Below are 20,054 nucleotides of genomic sequence, written 5' to 3'. Positions count from 1 at the left end.
TCGCTAACACGTATATTTACCGACCTTTAGGGCTAACACGCCCCTGTTTGCGCCAACGTGCGACGATCAGTCAATGGGCTGCGGCCTGCATCGCGCTGGCCAGACGTCGTTCACGCAGAAACGCATACATGCCCGAGCTGATGATCAGCGCAGCACCTGCCAGCGTCATCGCGTCGGGCCGCTCGCCAAACATCAGCATCCCGGCGGTGATCGAGAACACCAGCCGTGTGTATCTGAACGGCGTCAGGGCCGAGGCCTCACCAATCCGCATGGCGGTGACGATGCCGTAATAGCCCAGCACGCTGAATCCGATGGCGCCCAGATACGGGCCGATCTGGGCGGTCTGAAGCGGCGCAACGGGCTGTGCCGAGATCACCATCGTCACAACGCCCGACAGTGTGACGGCGATATAGGCCTGCATCGCCACCACGGACGAGGCCACGCGGCTGTCCACCCGGCGGGTGATCAAGTCCCGCGCGGCAACCGCAACGACCGAGATCACCACAAACAGCGACTCGGGCTGGAACCCTTCCAGCCCCGGTCGGATGATCATCAGAACGCCGACAAAACCTACGCCAATCGCGCTCCAGCGTCGCCAACCTACCTGCTCACCCAGAAACAGCGCGGCTCCCATGGTCACCACCAGAGGCAGGGCCTGAAACACCGCCGCAACCGTAGACAGGTCAATCATCGACAAGGCGGTCACAAAGGCCAGCGCGCCCACCGCCTCGGCCCCGGCGCGCACCAACAGCATGGGCCGCCAGGCCAGCGGATCGAAGATACGCTTGCGCATCGCCACCGACATCACCGCAAACATCAACCCGCAGATCACGCCCAAAACGACCATGATCTGCCCGATCGACACACTGACCGACAGGTGCTTGATGAACATATCCTCAAGCGCAAAGGCCAACATGGCCCCTATGACCAGCAAAATGCCGTTTACGTTATTCATCGCGACGTCCGTTAAAAGGAATGGGCCAAAGCGCCCGCTTTAGTCATGCACCGAACCGCATGTCCCGCGACCTGACAAGCCACTTCGCGTCATATTCGATGAAGAGATGTGAGGCGACCAATCGCAAACCGTGATAGGTCAGTCCTGCTCCAGCGGCACGCCATACAGCTCCAGCCGGTGCCCTTTGAGCTTGTATCCCAGCTTGGCGGCGATCTTTTCCTGCAGGGCTTCGATCTCTGGATCAACAAACTCGATCACCTGACCCGATTGCATATCGATGAGGTGATCATGGTGATCCCGCTCTGCGTCTTCATAGCGCGCGCGGCCGTCTCCGAACTCCAGCCGCTCCAGAATTCCGGCCTCTTCGAACAGCTTTACCGTACGATACACCGTCGCGATCGAGATACCCGAATCAATGGCCGAGGCGCGGGCATACAGCTCTTCGACATCCGGATGGTCCGCGCTTTCCTGCAGGACTTTGGCGATGATCCGGCGCTGACCGGTCATGCGCAGTCCCTTATTTTCGCAACGGGCGATGATCGTATCTGACATAAGACCCCTCAGACTGGCGTGGGATTCTGTCTTAGTACGTATATATCCCACGCGCCACCGGGGAATTGCGCATTCTGTCCCGGCCAATCAGGCAGCGGGTTGCAGGTCGACCCAGACCGGCAGATGATCGGATGCGATATGGGCGGGCCGCGCGCCATGCGCGCCATGGGCCTTGGCCCGCAACCCGCCGCCCAGCGCGATCCGATCCAGCGCGCCCAGCGGTTGCGCAGCAGGAAAACTGGGCACCGGCGGCAGAAACTGCATATCCGGGGCCAGATTGTCCAACACGGGCTGCCGTGACCATTCGTTGAAATCGCCCGCCCAGACCGTGGGCATCTGGTGCAGATCAGAATCGCATTGGCGAATATGGGTGATCTGCCTGCGCCGCGAAGCAGGCAGCAGCCCCAGATGCATCCCCATCACCCGCAAAGGCCCGATCCGCGTGTCGAACTCGACCCGCACCGCCCCGCGTGGCTCAAAACCGGGCAGATCGTGATGGCCGGTCTGGCGCACCGCGATCCCCTCGCCCCGCCAGATCACTGCGTTGCCGTGCCAGCCCAAGCTGCCCGCGCCACCCAGATCAACAACCTGCCAGCCGGACTCCTCCAGCATGAAATGCGGCAAGGCGGCGGGCCGCGGCGGCAACCGCTTGTCGGCCTCCTGCAACACGACAATTTCAGCACCCAGCCCGTCCAGCACCTGCAGGATACGCTGCGGCTGACGGCGGAAATCCAGCCCGACACATTTTTGAATGTTATAGCTGGCAAGGCGCAGAGTGGCGGGCAATGTCATGGCAAACCGTAGTAAATCTGAACCCTCACAGTGCCACGGCCATCCCCCGGCGCAACACAAAACTCACCCGCGTTGGGATCACATTCGCGAATGACCGCCACAAATTCTTAATGAATGAGGGCTGTACCTGGCTGCAATCATTAGGCTATTTCAAAGCTATGTACAGGCTGCCCGCCATTGTTAAACTGTATTTGCACGCGTAACCAGGGATCACATTTCTTGAGCACCAAATTCGCCACGATGATCATCGCCGATATCTCGGAGAGCACATCGCTCTACAAAGCTGTCGGAGAGAATGAGGCCCAGCTGCTGATCCAACAAGAGATCGACAGGCTCAGAAACGTGCTGCTGGCCCATGGCGGCATTCCGGTCGGGCAAAAGGGGGACGATGTCCTCAGTTACTTCGACGATCCCGATGCGGCGCTGATGGCGTCGCTGCAACTGATCGACCCACCCGAAGATGCGGTGCTGTCGGTGCATGTCGGCATTCACTGCGGCCCGATCGTGATTGCGGAAAAAGGCATCTACGGCGAGGCGGTCAACGTTACCGCGCGACTAGCAAGCGCCGCCAATCCGGGCGAGGCCTGCATCAGCGAGGGCGTGTTCAAGATGCTCGACCCTGCCCATCAGCAATTGCTGAAACCCATCGGCCTGCTGCGCCTAAAAGGGATCACCGACCCGTTCATGGCCTATTCCCTGATCAGCCCAACCTCAGGGGCCAGCCTGCAGACCCGCCTGCCCCTGCAATTCGGCCGGCGACAGGAGCAGCTGTATCATGGCGAAACCCTGACCTTGCTGTTGCGGCATGAAGACCGCACCTGGCATTGCCGCAATAACGGCGAGCTGACCATAGGCCGCGCCCCAGATTGCGACGTGGTTCTGCCCCAACCCTGGGTGTCACGTTTTCACGCCGTAATCAGCATGAAGGCAGGCAAGCTGACCCTAGCAGATCGCAGCACTTCAGGGACCTATGTGAAGTCGGATGCCGGTCGGGAAATCCACCTGAAACGCGAAAGCGTCATGCTGGCCGACAGTGGCGTGATCTCTCCGACCATGCCCTTGGACAGCTCAGAAGCCCATCTGCAGTTTGAGGTACTCAGACATCGCGACGCGCTGCGCCGCGATGCCAATCTGCGCGCCTCTTAACCTACGTCCCGCAAAAGGTTGCATGAACCGTTTCGCCCTCTGATGGCGGGCGGGTCAGGTCGATATGCTCTGGCTGATCCTGGAAGGGTCGCGCCAAAACCGTATTGAGCCGGTGGAACGGCGCGTAATCCCCGTCAACCGCCGCCTTGATCATCTGCTCGACCCGGTGGTTGCGCGGAATGAAGGCCGGGTTGGACGCCGCCATCACGCGATGCGGGTCCTCTTCACGCTCCAGACGCGCGCGCCAGCCCTCGGCCCAACTGTCATAGGCGGTTGGATCGGTGAACTGATCCCGCGCCGTATCATTCCCCAAAGCCCGGAACGTGTTGGTGAAATCTGCCTGATTCTGCGCCATCCGCGTCAGCAGATCCGAGATCAGTTGCAGATCGCCCTCTTCCGCGGTCGCTAGACCGATCTTGGCGCGGAACCGCGCCAGCCAGTTCTCTTGCAAAAGCACGGGCATGGCGTGAACGATCTCGGTCGCCTCTTCTACGGCGGCTTCCCTATCCTCGACCTGCTGTATCAATGCTGTGGCCAACTGCGCCATGTTCCAAACAACGATGTCGGGTTGACTGGAATAGGCATAGCGCCCCATGTGGTCGATCGAACTGAAGACTGTATTGGGGTGATAGCTGTCCATAAAGGCGCAGGGACCGTAATCGATGGTCTCGCCCGAGATCGCGCAATTGTCGGTGTTCATCACCCCATGGATAAAGCCGACACTCATCCACCCCGCAATCAGCCGCGCCTGCGCATCCCGCACCGCCCGTAACAGCTCCATGGGACCCTGCGCGTCCGGGTAGTGGCGGACAATGGCATAGTTGGTCAGTTCCCGCAAACTGCCCAACTGACCGCGCGCGGCAAAAACCTGAAACGTGCCAACGCGCAGATGGCTTCGAGCAACCCGCGTCAGCACCGCACCTGGCATCGGCCCCTCGCGCAGCACAACCTCGCCGGTTTCAACAGCCGCCAGCGCCCGTGTGGTGGGAATGCCCAGCGCATGCATCGCCTCGGACACCACATATTCACGCAGCACCGGCCCCAGCCATGCGCGGCCATCCCCCCGTCGGGAAAACGGCGTCCGCCCCGAGCCCTTGAGCTGAATGTCCCGGCGCAGACCATCCGTCCCCACCGTTTCCCCCAGCAATACGGCACGCCCATCGCCCAGCTGCGGATTATAGTTGCCAAACTGATGCCCGGAATACAGCTGCGCCAGCGGCTCAGCCCCTTCTGGCACCACATTCCCGGCAAAGGCGTCAGCCATCTCTTGCACATCCCCGGCCGAGATCTGAAGGACCTCCGCCAGTGCAGTGTTGAAGGCGATTAGATGCGGCGCCCGTACCGGCTCGGGCGCTTGCCGTGCATAGAACGCGTCCGGCAGGCGGGCATAGGTGTTGTCAAAGGGGATATTCAGCGTCATGACGCAAACATATGGCCGGAAACCACAATTGCCATAGCAGATCGCATGACTGCATGCATAATCACCCCGGATACCAAAGAGGATGCCCATGACCGCGCGAGACATCATCGATCACCTCAACCTGCAACGCCACCCCGAAGGCGGCTGGTTCAGGGAAACATGGCGCGCGGACAATGCGGGCCGCGCCACCGGCACCTGTATCTATTTCCTTCTGCAAGAAGGTGAGAGCAGCCACTGGCACCGGGTCGACGCCACCGAAATCTGGCTCTACCATTCAGGCGCGCCGCTGATCCTGTCGCTCAGCGCAACCGATCAGGGGCCCGCCACGGACCACCTGCTGTCGCCCGACCTCTTTCAGGGTGCGCCGCAACTGATCGTCCCGCAGAACCACTGGCAAGCCGCGCGCAGCACGGGGGCCTATACGCTGGTCAGTTGCACCGTTTCACCCGGTTTTGAGTTTGACGGGTTCGAGCTTGCCGCGCCCGGCTTTGACATCCCGCAGGCTTGATCCGTTCCGGCTTGCCGATAAAGTCATCCTATGGATCATCGCACCCTGACAGCGGCCCTTCCGCCCGACATCAGAGACAAACTTCAGCGCCGCTCGGACCTGAGCGGTCTCGGGCATCTGGTCCTCTATCTGTGCGCTTTGGCTGTCACCAGTACTGGTATCATTGCGCAAATCCCGCTCTGGCCACTGCTGATGCTGCCCCAAGGTATCCTGCTGGTTTTCTTCTTCACGCTAAGTCATGAATGTACCCATAAAACACCGTTCCGAACCGGCTGGCTGAACGACGCTGTCGGACACCTGATCGCGCTGCCTATTGCGCTGCCCTTTGTCTGGTTTCGCTACTTCCACCTTGCCCATCACAAATGGACCAACGATCCTCTGCGCGACCCCGAACTCGCGGGCAAACCCAGACCGGACAGCTGGCCCAGCCTGCTGATCTATCTCAGCGGCTGGGTCTATTGGACCGGCATGGCCCGGGTGCTGATCACAAATGCCCTTGGCCGCATCGATGCGCCTTACCTGCCCGCGCGCCGCCACCGGGCAATGCGGGTTGAGGCGCGCCTGCTGCTCGTGCTTTACACACTGGTTGCGATCAGCCTGTTCTACACCCTCACAATTCTCTGGGTCTGGCTGCTGCCAGTCCTGATCGCCCAGCCTGTGCTGCGCGTCTACCTGCTGGCCGAACACGGCCTGTGCCCGCCGGTGGCCAATATGCTGGAAAACTCGCGCACCACATTCACGAACCGCCTGATCCGCTTTGTCGCCTGGAACATGCCCTACCATGCAGAACATCACGCCTTTCCAAACGTGCCGTTCCACCAGCTACCCGCGTTCCACGATTGGACGCAGCAGCACCTGAAATCCACCTCAGACGGCTACAGCCAATTCAGCGCCGACTATATGCGCAGCCTCACCTAGAATCAGCCTTCGGCCAATACGCCACGCGCGGGGGCCGACACGATCCCACCGCCCACCAGCGCCTGAACGCCCGTCGTGCCGGGGCAAGAGGTCGGCATCCCGCGCGCCACACGCACCGCGAGATAGGCAAAGGCTTGCGCCTCCAGCATGTCGCCGTCCAGACCAACCGCCTCGACCGGCTCGACCGGGCAGTCCAGCGCAACCCGCAGCATTTCCATCAGCACCGGGTTGTGGCGCCCCCCACCCGTCACCAGCAAGCGTTCCGGCGGTTTGGGGCAATGTTCCATACCCTGCACCACACCTGCCGCACACATGCCCGTCAGCGTAGCCACTGCATCCGCATCGCACAGCTCTTGCACCAAATGGATCATCTCGGCGAAATCGTTGCGGTCCAGCGACTTGGGCGGCATCCGTGAGAAATACGGCTCGGCCAGAAACAGCTCTAGCGCACCAGTCTCAACCGTGCCATTACGCGCGATGGCCCCGTCGCGATCCATCGGCAGCCCCAGACGCGCCTGCATCAGGTCATCCACCGGCGCATTGGCCGGCCCTGTATCAAAGGCCAGCAACGCACCCGGAGCCTCAGGCGCATCAAAAGACGGGTCCACATAGGTCAGATTGCCGACCCCGCCCAAATTCAGAAAACAAACCGGCGCTTCGGCCCCGATCCACTTGGCACAGGCAAAATGAAAAAACGGCGCCAGCGGAGCGCCCTCGCCCCCCATGGCCACATCATCGCTGCGAAAGTCCCAAACCACCGGCAGACCCAGCGCCTGCGACAGGCCAACGCCATCGCCCACCTGCAACGTGCCACGCCCGCGTGGCTCATGCGCCAGCGTCTGACCGTGAAATCCGATCAGGTCAACATCCTCGAACTCAGACAACACATCCGCATGGGCATGGGTGACCAGTTCCCCGGCATGCTCGACCCCGACCCCGTGCCATTGGCCCAGCGCATCCCGCAATACCGCACGTTCGCTTTCGGAATAGGCCCGGTACCGCGTCTTGCCAAAACCAGTGATCACCTGCCCGTCGGTCTCGACCACCGCCGCGTCCACGCCATCCAGCGAGGTTCCCGACATCGCCCCCAGCGCTCTGAGTGCCCCGCCACCCTTGATGTTTCGCCTCACGGTCATCTCTCCTGCCTGCAAACCCGCCGGGTTGGCCAAAGCCTCCCTGCTTCTCATCTTGCTGTGCGCCTACACTGCCCCCTCTGTCCAACTGCTGGCAAGACGGATGAAGACACGCATAGGTGTTTTTTGTGCAAAGATACTCAGGTTCCACACACGCGCCACTTCGGCGCGCGCGAACCAGCCAGCAGATACAGCCGTGCTTTTGGGGTCAGGCCATCAGGCCGGGGCTTTGCGTTCGGTCAGGACGGTACACATCATGCCAAGCGGACCCAACAGCACACCAATCAAGGTATGTAAGCGCGTATTCAGGTTCTTAGTCCGAGCCGTTCGGAAGCACCAAAGCCCACATGCAAAAGATATCAAGAACATAAAAAGCATCCCTCTCAACTATGAATGAGCGCGCGGATTTCAACTCCTACCGGTTGCAAAGATATGCACTCATAAGACATTTGGGTGACGGTTGTGAGCCCAGTGTGACAGCCTACCGCGATGCAGCTAATCTCCGCTTTAAGTCAGTTGTCTCCTTCGAAAGGTGTAGTGCGTGGCAAAACGAGCAATCATACCCAAAGACATGACAGCTCTCTATCGGAGCTGGAAGATGGCACCGGGTTCTGAAGTCGATGGTTTCGTCTTTCTGACAGGGTTTAACGGAGCAGGCTTGGACGGTGTGACCTCTCCTGATGCAGCAACGCAAATCAATACTGCCTTCGACCAAGTTTTCAGTGTCTTAAGCGAAGGAGCAATGGATGCTCGCCACGTTGTGGAGGTGACAAGCTATCATATCGGACTGAAAGATCATCTGAAAACATTCAAGGCGATTTGGGCGGAACGGATGTGTGAACCTTATCCAGCTTGGACAGCAATAGAGGTCGCGGGTTTCGCCTCAGAAGGCGTCCTGGTAGAATTACGCGTGGTTGCGCATAGGTAAGCAGCCATTGGCGAAAGCTAACTATGCGCCGCAAAACCGGCATTGAGCCAGAAATCCTTGACGTTTGAGCAAAAAGTGTATGATGGGCCGCAGTGACCGGTGTCACAAGATCGCGCTTACACAGGCACAGGGCCGCAGCACTCCACAATGCCACAGACCGAAACATCCAGATCAACGCCTCCGGGCGAAGGGCGCGATTATCAGCTGATCTTCTGGTCTGGCGCGCTGGCGACGATCGGTAATCAGCTGGTCAATCCACGGCTGGTGCTGCCGTTTCTCTATCTCGCTCTCGGGGCCCCAACCTTTATCGCCGGACTCCTGCTGCCTTTCGTGACCGGCGCACGCCTGATTGCCGAGATTTTTGTCTCGCCCTTCATCAACCGGGTAACGCGGGCCAAGTTGGCCGTATATGTGCCGAACCTGCTCACCGGCGCGACCCTGGCCTTGGTCGCGCTCTTTGCCACTGATCTGCCGCAACTGTTGGTCGTACTGCTGTTTCTAGCCACCTCGATTATCATGGGGCTGTGTCAGGGCATCACCAGCCTCGGCACCAGCCAGATCTACGGCGTGTCCGTGCCCGAGCACAAGCGCAACCGCATGGTGTTTGCGCAGGCGACCATTTCGGGTGTCCTTGCCATCGCCGTTGTCTGGCTGACCAAGGACCTGCTGGTCTCGGACCAGCCGATGCAGCGCCATATCGTGGTCATGTGGTGCGGCGTGGCAGCGATGTTTGCCGCCGGGATCAGCTTTGCCGCCGTGCGCATCATCGAACAGGAACAGGCCCTCAGCCCCGAACCCAGCAAAACGCCCAAACCGATGGCTGAACTGGTGACCGGGTTCAAAACCGGCATGGCCTATCGCTGGTATCGCAAGTTCATTGTCGCTCGGCTGATCTTTGTCTCGGTCGAGCTGGCGATGCCCTTTTACACGATACACGCCGCTACTTATCATGTCGGCACGAAACACTCGCTCAGCTATTTTGTGATCGCCGCCAGCGGCGGGGTGGTGATCGGATCAGTCCTGTGGGGCTGGCTCAGTGGTCGGATTTCCGTCAAACCGGTGATGTGGCTGGGCTGCCTGATCTCGACCTTGTCGGCCGTCATGGCGCTGACCTGCACGCTGCTGGGCTATGCCGACAATGTCTTGGTCTACGCGCTGGTGATCCTGCTGCTGTCGCTGGGCGGCAACGGGGTGATCTATGGTCGCTACCTCTATCTCATTGAGATGACAAAGGAAAAAGAACGCCCCTATCTTGTTGCCCTTGGCGATGTCGCCGCCGGGCTGATCGGCATCGCCTTTGCTGCGATCCTGGGTGCCGTTGCGCATCTGCACGACCCGGTCACGCCGATCATCGTTCTGGCGCTGCTGAACATGGTTGCGATCTTTTATGCCTTCCGCCTGCCCGCCGTCGGCGCCAAAGACTGACACATCTATCCTTACAAAACCTGCCAATGCACATGCACGACAGGCCGCCTTATCCTTGCGCCTCTATTCTTTGAAAATGGTGCCTTTTCCTTGCGAAGTCCCCCGCCTATACAGTGCCCCGCAACACTAGTCCCGAGGGCACGATATGACCTACCACCCCAAATCGGATTTCATCGCCACGATGATCGAGCGCGGCTTTCTCGCCGACTGCACCGATTATCAGGGCCTTGACGACGCGCTGATCAGTGGGTGTAAACCGGCCTATATCGGGTTCGATGCAACGGCGAAGTCGTTGCATGTGGGCAGCCTGATCCAGATCATGATGCTGCGCTGGTTTCAAAAAACCGGGCACCAACCAATCACCCTGATGGGCGGCGGCACCACCAAGGTGGGCGACCCGTCGTTTCGCGCCGACGAACGCCCCCTGCTGGGCCCCGAACAGATCGACGAAAACATCGCGGGCATCAAAAAGGTGTTCTCGGCCTATATCGATTATGACACCGAGGCCGACAACAAAGCGCTGATGCTGAACAATGCCGAGTGGCTGGACGACCTGAATTACCTCGATTTCCTGCGTGATATCGGGCGACATTTCTCGGTCAACCGGATGCTGTCATTTGAATCCGTAAAATCCCGGCTGGACCGCGAACAATCGCTGTCCTTTCTCGAATTCAACTACATGATCCTGCAGGCCTATGACTTTCTCGAGCTGAATCGCCGCTATGGCTGTGTTCTGCAAATGGGCGGCTCGGATCAGTGGGGCAATATCGTCAACGGTATCGACCTGACCCGCCGCGTGCTGGACCACGAGATCTACGGCCTGACTTCGCCCCTGCTGACCACCAGCGACGGCAAGAAGATGGGCAAATCGCAGAATGGCGCGGTCTGGCTGAACGCCGAGATGCGCTCGCCCTACGAATTCTGGCAGTTCTGGCGCAATACCACGGACGCCGATGTCGGGCGTTTCCTCAAGCTCTACACCGAACTGCCGGTGGACGAATGTGACCGGCTGGGCGCACTGAAAGGGTCCGAGATCAACGAGGCCAAAATCCGCCTCGCCAATGAGGTCACCACCCTGCTGCACGGGGCCGAGGCTGCCGCGACGGCCGAGGCCACCGCACGTGAGGTCTTTGAAAAGGGCGGCATTGGCGGAGACCTCCCGACCCTGACGCTCAGCGACGCTGAGTTGCCTGTGTCCATCGTCCAGGTGATCGTCAAGTCCGGCCTCGCCAAATCCGGTAAAGAGGCCAAGCGCCTGATTGCCGAAAACGGCGCGAAACTGGATGACGCCCCCTTGACCGATGCCGGGCTGATGATCGACGCGGGCGCGCTGTCTTCGCCGATCAAGCTGAGCGCAGGCAAAAAACGGCACGCGCTGGTGCAGTTGGGTTAAGCCCACAGACAGTCTAAATACAAAAACGGCCACCCGCTGAGGTGGCCGTTTCTGTTTCCGTCAATTGCGGTCAGCGTTTGCCTTTACCGTCACCGCCCTTGCCGTTTCCAGAGCCATTGCCCTGACCGTTATTGTTGCCGCCATTGCCGGTGCCCGGCCCAGAACCGCCATTGTTTCCGCCACCGTTGCCGGAATTGCCATTGTTCCCGTTGCCGTTACCGGGGCCATCGCCGCCCTTGCCTCCGCCTTTACCGGGGCCGTCGTTACCTTTGCCACCGCCTTTACCCGGGCCATCGTGACCACCGCCCGAGCCACCGCTGCCGCCACTGCCGGAGCCACCGCTACCACCGCCGTCGCCGCCACCGCTGCTGGAGCCACCGCTACCGCCGCCACTGCTGGACCCGCCGCTGCCGCCACCGCTGCTGGACCCACCGCTGCCACCGCCGCTGCTGGACCCGCCGCTGCCGCCGCCGCTGCTGGACCCACCGCTGCCACCGCCGCTGCTGGACCCACCGCTACCGCCGCCGCTGCTGGACCCACCACTACCCGATCCATCATCACCGCCGCCGCCCGAGCTGCTTCCGCCCGGTCCACTCAGCTGTGCCAGATCAGAACTGCGATCCTCTCCGCGGTTGCTTGCACTGATCGTGTCGGTCGGCAGGTCGGTCAACAGCGCTGCCAATCCGGGGCATTGCTGCCCGGTCACATTCAGCGTTGTGGCAAAATCCGACCGGCTCTGCAGCCGTTCCAGAAAACTCGGCGTGACCTGCGCGCAATGGCACAGCCCGGCATAGTCGCCCGCATTGGCCAGATCCCGCGCGGTGCGCCAGTTGCAGGTTTCAGGTGCCGCAGCCGTGCTGCTCACCATGAACACCCCCACCAATGGCCCCGCAGCCAGCGCAGTTACAGAATATCTCGCTACCTTTTTCATCTTTTACCCTTCCTTCGCGCAAACGCCTCAGCGTTGGAACTTCTGCGTCCGAGATGGAGAGCCATCATGAAGCCCAAATGAAGCGCGTCTGATGATCCCTTCAGAAACGCGCCTTGCCCCAAAAAGGTTGCGACGCTGGACAGACGCCTTAACAGATAGTAAATGAACAACTGTTCAGATACGTTGAGGAGACCGCGATGCACCTGTCCACCACCGCTGCCCTGATCACCGGAGGGGCCTCGGGCCTGGGTGAAGCAACCGCCCGGTATTTCGCCGAAAACGGGGCCAAGGTCACGATTCTGGACCGGGATGCGACGCGCGGCGCTCAGGTCGCAGCTGAAATAGGCGGGCATTTCGTCGAAACCGATGTAACCGATGAGGCCTCGGTGGCTGCGGCCGTCGCGGATGCACAGGAACAGATGGGCAAAATCACCGCCGTCGTGAATTGCGCGGGCATCGTATATGGCATCAAGACCGTCGGCCGCGACGGCCCCCACCCGCTGGACGCCTTTCAGCGCACCATCGACATCAACCTGATCGGCACTTTCAACGTCTCGCGCCTTGCCGCAGCCGCGATGGCCAAAAATGAACCCGACCCTGACGGCGCGCGCGGTGTGATCATCAACACCGCCTCAATCGCCGCTTATGACGGGCAAAAGGGACAGACCGCTTATGCCGCATCCAAAGGCGGGATTGTCGGCATGACCCTGCCCATGGCGCGCGATCTGGCCTCAAGCGGTGTCCGGGTCATGGCCATCGCGCCCGGCATCTTCATGACACCCATGCTGGCCGGGCTGCCCGAAGAGGTCCAACAGCAACTGGCCGCCGACGTCCCCAACCCGCCCCGGCTGGGTGATCCACGTGAATTTGGCCGACTGGCCGGGTTCATTATCGAAATGGGCTATCTCAACGGCGAGGTCATCCGCATCGACGGCGCGCTGCGAATGCGGTAACTCTTCGCCATGAGCGAGTTACAGAAAATGCGGGCCGGGGAATGGTACACCTGTCTGGCCCCAGAACTGGATGAACTGCGCACACAGGCCCGGCGCGCCGTCCACGCCCACAATCACTGTCCCCCAGATCAGCGCGGAGCCATGGCACCCGAGCTAAAGGCGCTGTTTGCCGAAACGGGAGAGGCCTGTTTTCTCGAGGCCCCGTTTCATTGCGCCTATGGCATCAACATTCATCTGGGCGCGCGGGTCTATTTCAACGCCGGTTGCACCGTGCTTGACACCGGCCCGGTGCGCATCGGCGATGACACCATGTTCGGACCCGGAGTGCAGATCTATTGCGCGCATCACGCCAAGGATCCTGCGGAACGCGCGCAAGGGCTCGAAATCGCGCTGCCGGTCACCATTGGCCGGCATGTCTGGATCGGTGGCGGGGCCATCCTTCTGCCCGGTGTCACCATCGGTGATCACGCAACGATCGGCGCAGGCAGTGTCGTGACCAAGGACGTGCCGCCCGACACCACAGTTGTCGGCAATCCGGCCCGTGCTACCCTCGGATCATAGGCTGGGAAAGTTTGTACAAACCAGACAATCGGCCCCTGGCGTATTGTACAAATCCTAAGATGCGGCTTCGGCCTTCTCTTCTAGCACCAGCCACTCTTCTTCTGCGGCAGACAACTTGTCCTGCCGTTCAACCAGCGCTTCGGTTGCTTTCTGAAACTTGACCGGCTCACGCGTGAACAGCTCGGGATCGGACATCAGCTCTTCGAGCTTGGCGATCTCGGCCTCAAGCCGCGCGATTTCGTCTGGCAGTTTCTCCAAACGATGTTTTTCCGAGAAAGAAAGCCCGGCCTTGGGCTTAGCCTCCTGCTTTATCTTCGGCTTGTTGGCCTTTGTTTTGTCTTCTTTTTTCTCGACCACATCGCCGCGCTGCGCGATGTAATCCGACCAACCGCCCGCATAGACGGTGGCCTTGCCATTGCCCTCCATAGCGATGGTTGTTGTGGCCACCCGGTCAAGAAAATCCCGGTCGTGGCTGACCAGTAAGACGGTGCCGTCAAAGTCATCCAGCAGCTCCTGCAACAGATCCAGCGTCTCGACATCCAGATCGTTTGTCGGCTCATCCAACACCAGAAGGTTCGATGATTTCGCCATCAGCTTGGCCAGCAGTAATCGCGCTTTTTCCCCGCCAGACAAGGACTTAACAGCCGCTCTTGCCTGCTGATCGTCAAACAGAAACTCTTTGAGATAGCCCACGACATGCTTGGGCTGCCCGCGCACCATCACCTGATCCGCCTTGCCCGAGACCCGCATTTCGGGATCACCGGTCAGGCTGTCCCACAGGCTCATCTCAGGGTCCAGCTGCGCGCGGGTCTGGTCAAAAAACGCCACCTCGAGATTGGTACCCAGCGTCACCGCCCCCGCATCCGGTGCAGTCTGACCCAACAGCATTTTCAGCAGCGTGGTTTTGCCCACCCCGTTTGGGCCGACAAAGGCAACACGATCCCCGCGCTGCACCAGCAGATCGAAGTTTCGCACAATCGGCTTGCCATCAAACGCCTTGGACAGACCTTTGGCCTCGATCACTTTGCGCCCTGATTTTGGACCGGATTCCAACGACATAGCGGCGGAATCCTGACGCTTGATCTGCGACGCACGTTCGGCCCTGAGCGCCTGCAGCGCGCGCACCCGGCCCTGATTGCGCTTGCGCCGTGCGCTGATACCTTCGACTGCCCAGCGTGCTTCGGACTTGATCAGCCGGTTCAGCTTGTGCCGCTTTTGATCCTCTTCTTCCCAGATTTTGTCACGCCAGCCCTCGAAGGCCTCAAACCCCTGCTCCTGCCGCCGCACCTCGCCGCGATCAACCCACAACGTGGCGCGCGTCAATGCGCGCAAGAATGCCCGGTCGTGCGAAATCAGAACAAAGGCCGCACGGGTCGAGCCCAGCTCGCGTTCGAGCCAGGCAATCGCCTCGATGTCCAGATGGTTCGTGGGCTCGTCCAGCAGCATCAGGTCAGGTGCCTCGGCCATCAGCTTGGCCAATGCCGCGCGTCGGCGTTCACCGCCCGAGGCTGTTTCAACAGCGCGGGACGGATCGAATTTCAGACCTTCCCCAGCCCGTTCGACCTTATACAGCTCACCGGGCTCCAGCCCGCTTGAGGCATAGTCACCCAAGGTTGCAAACCCTTTCATATCAGGGTCTTGCTCCATGTAACCCACGGATTTTCCAGGCGGAATAACGATGTCACCCCGATCAGGCTCGACCAGACCGGCCATCACTTTCATCAGCGTCGACTTACCCGAACCGTTCCGGCCGACCAAAGCGACACGATCACCCGGCTGAACCACAAGGTCCAGTTCCGACAACACCGGATCGCCCCCAAAGGTCAGGGAAACGCCGGACATCTGCAACAAAGGAATTCTCGCCATACCCGCCAGCTAAACCGGTGCGCACAAGGCGTCAACGCCCCGCTGCCACCTTTTCGCAGATCATCCCGCCACGGCCCGTAGCAGACGTTTGCGCGCCGGAGGGATTGCGCCAATCTCCAGCCCGGTGAACACATGCAGCGTGTTCATGTGCCGGTCGACAACCGCGTGATCGCTGACCCAGCCCCCCATCATCAGATAGGTGCGCAGCAGCGGGGGCATGCGTAGCATGGCCTTTTTCGCATCGGGTTGCCGCCGCAACCTTGCAGCAAAGCGAAAGACATCTGGGGCCTTCACACGCGGCAGCCAGCGTTTGGGGGCCAGATGGCGTTTCTTGAGCATCGCAAACGCATCGATGTAGTGGTCGGTCTCAACCCCGGCAAAGGACGAGCATCCAAACAACATTTTAACCTGATTCTGGTCCACAAAAGCGGTCATCGCCCCCCACGCGACACGCAGAATATCAGGATCAGACCAATCGGAATGCACACAAAAGCGCCCCAACTCGACCATCCGGCCCTCAAAGCCTTTGAGCGCGGACAGATCATAGAACTGTGCTGAATAGCTTTGACCTATTTCATCCCCGCTTTGCATCATCAGCATACGAAAACAGCACACCAGCTGCCCGGCGGCCCCCATATCCTCGACCAGAATATGCGCGCAGCGATCATCAAACGCATCCCGGTCAGGCTGTTGCGTACCAAAGGCCAGTGTGCGCAGCGCCTGCGCCGCCGCGATATCCTCGGGGGACGCCGCCAGTCGGGCGCGATAGCGTCCTTTGCTCAACAACACTGTACTGGCCATGGTCGCATCCTCCGAGGTTGCTGACCGCTTTCTCTTTGCGTCCCTATCACAAGATGTGTGACCATCCTGTGAAAGTACAAGACCAGCGAGGGTTTAGTTGCCGACGCCCGGAATATTCGCCGGGTTAAAGTTGCCGATGTTGCCCAGCAGCTGACGCAAGAACGATTTGTCCTGAACGCTGGAATCGGTCACGCGGCGATCCAGAACAACCACATACCCGTCTTCAAGGCCAAAACGCTCGATATTGCGCACCACACCGCGCTGATCAAAGCTGACGGCCACCAATTCGCGCGAGACCACTTCGGGCCGTTTCGGGCCATAGTGGCGGATACGCGAGGCGACATAGTAATAGCCCGAGTCCTGCGACACACCCGTCGAACTGGGCGCGCCGATGGCCTCTTGGACCGTGTCGCGCGTGTCGACGCCCACTTTGATCTCGGCAAGTTCTTCGGGCGTCGGGATATATCCGTGATTCTTATAGATCGGCGTGCAGGCAATACCCAACGACAGGGCCACACCACAGGCAAGCGCCTTTGACGCTGGTTTCAGCTTGTTCATCACACTCAACATCTTCAACCTCTTGCCTTGGCCTGCTGCGGCTTCTATCCGATTACAGAAACCGGTGCCACCGTTCAACACAGGAAAGGGCGAGAATGACGAGCCAATCAACCCTGCGGGTCGCTGATCTGCCTCAGAACGCGCCGACGCCTTTTGAATTGCGCCCGGATACAGCGGCGCTTGATACGCTCAGAGCTGAACTGGGGCTGTTGGGGCTGCGTAAGGTGTTTTTTTCGGGCGACGTTCGCGCGCAGGGCAAGCGCGACTGGATTCTGAGCGGCAAGCTGGGAGCAACGGTGATCCAGCCCTGTGTCGTCACCTTGGACCCTGTGACCACGCGGATCGATATCCCGGTGCGGCGGGTCTATATGGCCGACTGGAGCGCGCCGGACGAGCCGGAATTCGAGATCCCCGAAGATGATGAGACCGAGGCATTGGGCCCCGAGATCGACCCGGCGCAGGTGATGGCCGAGGCGCTGTCGCTGGCCCTGCCCCAATATCCGCGCAAGGATGACGCGCATCTGGGTGAGGCCAACTTCACCGCCCCCGGCGAACAAGCGATGACGGATGACGATGTCAAACCCTTTGCCGGACTGGCGGGTTTGCGTGATGCGCTGAAAAAAGACGAGTGACAGAGCCTCGTTTTCCTGTCATAGCAGGCGGCCAGAAAAATCGCTTGAACATGTCGAGAATCGCAGTATTTTCGCGCGCTCATCGGAATTTGGGTTGGACATTGCGGGGCGAGGCCCTTAAACGCGCGTCAAACCACGAGAAAACTGAAGAATGAAACCCGGTCGGCAGCGAATCTGCGGACCCTTAATTAGACAAAGGTTGAGACCATGGCCGTCCAACAGAACAAAGTTTCCAAGTCGCGTCGCAACAACCGCCGCGCACACGACGCTCTGGTTGCTGCAAACCCGAACGAATGCCCGAACTGCGGCGAGTTGCGGCGTCCGCACCACGTATGTGCAGCATGCGGCCATTATGACGATCGTGAAGTCGTCGCGCAGGCCGACGAAATCGACCTGGACGAAGACGCGGCCTGAGCCTAATCTGACGCAGGTTCTGGCATGACGGCGCAGCCCACGCAAACCGGACGGATCGTAATCTCGGTTGACGCAATGGGCGGGGATTCAGGTCCCGCGGTTGTTGTGGCTGGAATTGCGAAATCGGCAAAGAAGAATCCAGACATCGGATTTCTTCTGCATGGCCCCGAAGACGTACTGCGCAAGCTGGTTTTGAAACGACGTGTCCTTGAAGGGCGCGTCGTTTTTCGTGATTGCCCTGACGTGGTCACGATGGAGGACAAGCCCAGCCAGGTGGTTCGCAACGGCAAGCAGACCTCAATGTGGTCGGCACTGCAGGCCGTGCGCGACGGCGAGGCGCATGGCGCCGTGTCTTGTGGCAATACCGGTGCGCTGATGGCGCTGTCGATGATGCGGCTGCGCAAATTGCCCGGCGTGAACCGCCCTGCCATTGCCATTCTGTGGCCTTCGCGCAACCCACAAGGGTTCAACGTGATGCTGGATGTGGGCGCGGATGTGCGCGCTGATGCCAAAGATTTGCTGCAATACGCCTTGATGGGCGCCTCGTATGCCCGCAACGGCATGGCGCTGAACCGTCCACGGATCGGCCTGCTGAACGTTGGCACCGAAGAGCACAAGGGACGCGCCGAACTGAAAGAAGCGCATGCCATGATCGCGGATTTCGCTGAACAGGCGAATTTCGATTTTGTGGGCTTCGTGGAAGGCAGCGATATTCCGGGCGACAAGGCAGATGTCATTGTAACAGATGGGTTTACCGGCAATGTCGCGATCAAAACCGGAGAAGGCACCGCAAGCCTGATTGGCGATCTTCTGCGCGAAGCCTTCAAATACACACCCCTGTCGCGGCTGGCTTCGGTGCTTGCGATTACGTCGCTGCAGCGCCTGAAAAAGCGCATCGATCCGCGGCGTGTGAATGGCGGTGTGTTTCTGGGTTTGAACGGCACCGTGATCAAATCCCATGGCGGCGCGGATTCAACTGGCGTGTCTGCTGCGGTCAAACTGGCCTTTACGCTGGCCGAATCCGGTTTCTCTGAAAAATTGGCGGCACGGGTTGCATCGACGACCCAGCTTGCACAAGATGCCGCGCATGCTGCGCCGCAGGTGAAAAAATAACAAAGAAGGCAGTACCCCAAAAATGGCAGGCCGTTCAGTTGTTGTAGGTGTCGGGCATTATTTGCCAAAACGCGTCGTTCCCAACACCGAGTTCGAAGAGACGCTGGATACGTCGGATGAATGGATTCGCACCCGTTCGGGGATCGAGCGGCGTCACTTTGCAGCAGAAGGCGAATGCACCTCAGATCTGGCAACGAATGCCGCAAACGCAGCGCTGAAAGATGCAGGCCGAGAAGCCGACGATATTGATGCCATTGTCGTGGCCACTTCGACGGCTGATCTAACCTTCCCTTCTGCGGCCACGATGGTTCAAGCCCGGCTGGGCATGACCAGAGGCTTTGCGTTCGACGTGCAGGCCGTTTGCGCGGGATTCGTTTACGCACTCAGCAATGCCAATGCATTGATCCTGTCCGGTCAGGCCAAACGCGTGCTGGTGATCGGGGCCGAGACATTCTCGCGAATCATGGACTGGAGCGACCGTTCGACCTGTGTTCTGTTTGGCGACGGCGCAGGTGCGCTGGTGCTTGAGCATCAGGACGGTGCCGGTACCTCGGACGATCGCGGCATCCTGTCGACCGACCTAAACTCTGACGGCCGCTACAAAGACCTTCTGTATGTCGATGGCGGCGTGTCGACCAATTCGACCGGATATCTGCGTATGCAGGGGAACCAGGTATTCCGGCATGCTGTTGAAAAGCTTGCAAAAACCGCTGAAACCGCACTGGAACGCGCAGGGCTGAGCAGCGCGGATGTCGACTGGATTGTCCCGCATCAGGCCAATATCCGCATCATTCAGGGCACAGCCAGGAAAATGGGCCTGCCGATGGAGAATGTGGTTGTCACGGTCCAGGACCACGGCAACACCTCGGCCGCCTCGATCCCGCTGGCGCTATCAGTGGGCAAAGAGCGCGGTCAGATCAAACCCGGCGATCTGATCGTAACCGAAGCGATCGGCGGCGGTCTGGCCTGGGGCGCGGTGGTTCTGCGCTGGTGAGCGGCACAATCCGGCTTACGCAGCCGCCCGCAATTCATTGATATTGACAGCGAATTTCCCC

General features: G+C 60.1%; 21 protein-coding genes. 12 read left to right on the top strand and 9 right to left on the bottom strand.

Annotation, left to right across the window (positions count from 1 at the left end; translation table 11 throughout):
* Positions 1-70: 70 nt before the first annotated feature.
* The 3 genes from ACR0I7_RS03300 to ACR0I7_RS03290 form a co-directional block, all read right to left on the bottom strand.
* Positions 71-955, bottom strand: coding sequence for a DMT family transporter (locus tag ACR0I7_RS03300; RefSeq protein WP_480508397.1), 885 nt, complete (start codon positions 953-955; stop codon positions 71-73).
* 138 nt (positions 956-1,093) lie between these two features.
* Positions 1,094-1,507, bottom strand: coding sequence for a Fur family transcriptional regulator (locus ACR0I7_RS03295; RefSeq protein ID WP_480508396.1), 414 nt, complete (start codon positions 1,505-1,507; stop codon positions 1,094-1,096).
* Positions 1,508-1,594: 87 nt separating this feature from the next.
* Positions 1,595-2,299, bottom strand: coding sequence for an endonuclease/exonuclease/phosphatase family protein (locus tag ACR0I7_RS03290; RefSeq protein ID WP_480508394.1), 705 nt, complete (start codon positions 2,297-2,299; stop codon positions 1,595-1,597).
* A gap of 219 nt (positions 2,300-2,518) precedes the next feature.
* On the opposite strand from ACR0I7_RS03290, the gene ACR0I7_RS03285 reads away from it, so the two are divergent.
* Positions 2,519-3,445, top strand: a complete 927-nt coding sequence (locus ACR0I7_RS03285; protein WP_480508392.1) for an FHA domain-containing protein — start codon at positions 2,519-2,521, stop codon at positions 3,443-3,445.
* A gap of 1 nt (position 3,446) precedes the next feature.
* Here the strand turns inward: ACR0I7_RS03285 and ACR0I7_RS03280 are convergent, their stop codons facing one another.
* A complete protein-coding gene (locus tag ACR0I7_RS03280; RefSeq protein ID WP_480508390.1) occupies positions 3,447-4,865 on the bottom strand; it encodes a protein adenylyltransferase SelO in 1,419 nt (472 codons plus the stop codon).
* An 88-nt stretch (positions 4,866-4,953) separates the two neighbouring features.
* Between ACR0I7_RS03280 and ACR0I7_RS03275 the strand changes: the two genes are divergently transcribed.
* Entirely contained in the window at positions 4,954-5,373 is a 420-nt protein-coding gene (locus tag ACR0I7_RS03275; protein ID WP_480508388.1) for a cupin domain-containing protein, read from the top strand.
* A gap of 30 nt (positions 5,374-5,403) precedes the next feature.
* Positions 5,404-6,291, top strand: a complete 888-nt coding sequence (locus ACR0I7_RS03270; protein WP_480508386.1) for a fatty acid desaturase — start codon at positions 5,404-5,406, stop codon at positions 6,289-6,291.
* 2 nt (positions 6,292-6,293) lie between these two features.
* Here ACR0I7_RS03270 and ACR0I7_RS03265 read toward each other — a convergent pair whose 3' ends face one another.
* A complete protein-coding gene (locus ACR0I7_RS03265; protein WP_480509697.1) occupies positions 6,294-7,373 on the bottom strand; it encodes an anhydro-N-acetylmuramic acid kinase in 1,080 nt (359 codons plus the stop codon).
* Positions 7,374-7,965: 592 nt separating this feature from the next.
* On the opposite strand from ACR0I7_RS03265, the gene ACR0I7_RS03260 reads away from it, so the two are divergent.
* From ACR0I7_RS03260 to tyrS, 3 genes are all read left to right on the top strand, one after another.
* Entirely contained in the window at positions 7,966-8,352 is a 387-nt protein-coding gene (locus tag ACR0I7_RS03260) for a Rid family hydrolase (RefSeq protein ID WP_480508384.1), read from the top strand.
* A gap of 147 nt (positions 8,353-8,499) precedes the next feature.
* Positions 8,500-9,777 (top strand): MFS transporter, encoded by a 1,278-nt coding sequence (locus ACR0I7_RS03255; protein ID WP_480508382.1) that lies wholly within the window; start codon positions 8,500-8,502, stop codon positions 9,775-9,777.
* A gap of 145 nt (positions 9,778-9,922) precedes the next feature.
* The gene (gene tyrS, locus ACR0I7_RS03250) at positions 9,923-11,170 is read left to right on the top strand and encodes a tyrosine--tRNA ligase (protein WP_480508380.1); all 1,248 of its coding nucleotides are present in this window, start codon (positions 9,923-9,925) and stop codon (positions 11,168-11,170) included.
* Between the two features lie 70 nt (positions 11,171-11,240).
* Here the strand turns inward: tyrS and ACR0I7_RS03245 are convergent, their stop codons facing one another.
* Complete coding sequence (locus ACR0I7_RS03245; protein WP_480508378.1) at positions 11,241-12,101, bottom strand: hypothetical protein; 861 nt, start codon at positions 12,099-12,101, stop codon at positions 11,241-11,243.
* A 197-nt stretch (positions 12,102-12,298) separates the two neighbouring features.
* On the opposite strand from ACR0I7_RS03245, the gene ACR0I7_RS03240 reads away from it, so the two are divergent.
* Positions 12,299-13,054 (top strand): SDR family NAD(P)-dependent oxidoreductase, encoded by a 756-nt coding sequence (locus ACR0I7_RS03240; protein ID WP_480508376.1) that lies wholly within the window; start codon positions 12,299-12,301, stop codon positions 13,052-13,054.
* A gap of 9 nt (positions 13,055-13,063) precedes the next feature.
* Complete coding sequence (locus ACR0I7_RS03235; protein WP_480508374.1) at positions 13,064-13,615, top strand: sugar O-acetyltransferase; 552 nt, start codon at positions 13,064-13,066, stop codon at positions 13,613-13,615.
* A 54-nt stretch (positions 13,616-13,669) separates the two neighbouring features.
* On the opposite strand, the gene ACR0I7_RS03230 is transcribed toward ACR0I7_RS03235, so the two are convergent.
* The 3 genes from ACR0I7_RS03230 to ACR0I7_RS03220 form a co-directional block, all read right to left on the bottom strand.
* Entirely contained in the window at positions 13,670-15,481 is a 1,812-nt protein-coding gene (locus tag ACR0I7_RS03230) for an ABC-F family ATP-binding cassette domain-containing protein (RefSeq protein WP_480508372.1), read from the bottom strand.
* A gap of 60 nt (positions 15,482-15,541) precedes the next feature.
* Entirely contained in the window at positions 15,542-16,282 is a 741-nt protein-coding gene (locus tag ACR0I7_RS03225) for a GNAT family N-acetyltransferase (RefSeq protein ID WP_480508370.1), read from the bottom strand.
* Positions 16,283-16,375: 93 nt separating this feature from the next.
* Positions 16,376-16,852 (bottom strand): outer membrane protein assembly factor BamE, encoded by a 477-nt coding sequence (locus ACR0I7_RS03220; RefSeq protein ID WP_480508368.1) that lies wholly within the window; start codon positions 16,850-16,852, stop codon positions 16,376-16,378.
* An 83-nt stretch (positions 16,853-16,935) separates the two neighbouring features.
* Here ACR0I7_RS03220 and ACR0I7_RS03215 point away from each other — a divergent pair, with 83 nt between their 5' ends.
* The 4 genes from ACR0I7_RS03215 (at position 16,936) to ACR0I7_RS03200 (ending at position 19,993) form a co-directional block, all read left to right on the top strand.
* Positions 16,936-17,472 carry a YceD family protein gene (locus ACR0I7_RS03215; RefSeq protein ID WP_480508366.1) on the top strand — a complete coding sequence of 179 codons (537 nt, stop codon included), beginning with the start codon at positions 16,936-16,938 and terminating at the stop codon, positions 17,470-17,472.
* 207 nt (positions 17,473-17,679) lie between these two features.
* Entirely contained in the window at positions 17,680-17,886 is a 207-nt protein-coding gene (gene rpmF / locus ACR0I7_RS03210; RefSeq protein ID WP_480508364.1) for a 50S ribosomal protein L32, read from the top strand.
* Positions 17,887-17,910: 24 nt separating this feature from the next.
* The gene (gene plsX / locus ACR0I7_RS03205) at positions 17,911-18,999 is read left to right on the top strand and encodes a phosphate acyltransferase PlsX (protein WP_480508362.1); all 1,089 of its coding nucleotides are present in this window, start codon (positions 17,911-17,913) and stop codon (positions 18,997-18,999) included.
* Between the two features lie 22 nt (positions 19,000-19,021).
* Complete coding sequence (locus ACR0I7_RS03200) at positions 19,022-19,993, top strand: beta-ketoacyl-ACP synthase III (RefSeq protein ID WP_480508360.1); 972 nt, start codon at positions 19,022-19,024, stop codon at positions 19,991-19,993.
* Positions 19,994-20,054 lie beyond the last annotated feature (61 nt).

This window comes from Ruegeria sp. AM1 (genome assembly GCF_056540745.1).
The sequence above is the reverse complement of the archived record's forward strand: the minus strand, read 5'-3'. Positions and strand labels throughout refer to the sequence as shown.

Excerpts from the sequence above, each read along its gene's own strand:
- ACR0I7_RS03300 (WP_480508397.1), bottom strand. The coding sequence starts at position 955 with ATGAATAACGTAAACGGCATTTTGCTGGTCATAGGGGCCATGTTGGCC.
- ACR0I7_RS03295 (WP_480508396.1), bottom strand. The coding sequence starts at position 1,507 with ATGTCAGATACGATCATCGCCCGTTGCGAAAATAAGGGACTGCGCATG.
- ACR0I7_RS03290 (WP_480508394.1), bottom strand. The coding sequence starts at position 2,299 with ATGACATTGCCCGCCACTCTGCGCCTTGCCAGCTATAACATTCAAAAA.
- ACR0I7_RS03280 (WP_480508390.1), bottom strand. The coding sequence starts at position 4,865 with ATGACGCTGAATATCCCCTTTGACAACACCTATGCCCGCCTGCCGGAC.
- ACR0I7_RS03275 (WP_480508388.1), top strand. The coding sequence starts at position 4,954 with ATGACCGCGCGAGACATCATCGATCACCTCAACCTGCAACGCCACCCC.
- ACR0I7_RS03270 (WP_480508386.1), top strand. The coding sequence starts at position 5,404 with ATGGATCATCGCACCCTGACAGCGGCCCTTCCGCCCGACATCAGAGAC.
- ACR0I7_RS03265 (WP_480509697.1), bottom strand. The coding sequence starts at position 7,373 with ATGTCGGGAACCTCGCTGGATGGCGTGGACGCGGCGGTGGTCGAGACC.
- ACR0I7_RS03255 (WP_480508382.1), top strand. The coding sequence starts at position 8,500 with ATGCCACAGACCGAAACATCCAGATCAACGCCTCCGGGCGAAGGGCGC.
- tyrS (WP_480508380.1), top strand. The coding sequence starts at position 9,923 with ATGACCTACCACCCCAAATCGGATTTCATCGCCACGATGATCGAGCGC.
- ACR0I7_RS03245 (WP_480508378.1), bottom strand. The coding sequence starts at position 12,101 with ATGAAAAAGGTAGCGAGATATTCTGTAACTGCGCTGGCTGCGGGGCCA.
- ACR0I7_RS03240 (WP_480508376.1), top strand. The coding sequence starts at position 12,299 with ATGCACCTGTCCACCACCGCTGCCCTGATCACCGGAGGGGCCTCGGGC.
- ACR0I7_RS03235 (WP_480508374.1), top strand. The coding sequence starts at position 13,064 with ATGAGCGAGTTACAGAAAATGCGGGCCGGGGAATGGTACACCTGTCTG.
- ACR0I7_RS03230 (WP_480508372.1), bottom strand. The coding sequence starts at position 15,481 with ATGGCGAGAATTCCTTTGTTGCAGATGTCCGGCGTTTCCCTGACCTTT.
- ACR0I7_RS03225 (WP_480508370.1), bottom strand. The coding sequence starts at position 16,282 with ATGGCCAGTACAGTGTTGTTGAGCAAAGGACGCTATCGCGCCCGACTG.
- ACR0I7_RS03220 (WP_480508368.1), bottom strand. The coding sequence starts at position 16,852 with ATGTTGAGTGTGATGAACAAGCTGAAACCAGCGTCAAAGGCGCTTGCC.
- ACR0I7_RS03215 (WP_480508366.1), top strand. The coding sequence starts at position 16,936 with ATGACGAGCCAATCAACCCTGCGGGTCGCTGATCTGCCTCAGAACGCG.
- rpmF (WP_480508364.1), top strand. The coding sequence starts at position 17,680 with ATGGCCGTCCAACAGAACAAAGTTTCCAAGTCGCGTCGCAACAACCGC.
- plsX (WP_480508362.1), top strand. The coding sequence starts at position 17,911 with ATGACGGCGCAGCCCACGCAAACCGGACGGATCGTAATCTCGGTTGAC.
- ACR0I7_RS03200 (WP_480508360.1), top strand. The coding sequence starts at position 19,022 with ATGGCAGGCCGTTCAGTTGTTGTAGGTGTCGGGCATTATTTGCCAAAA.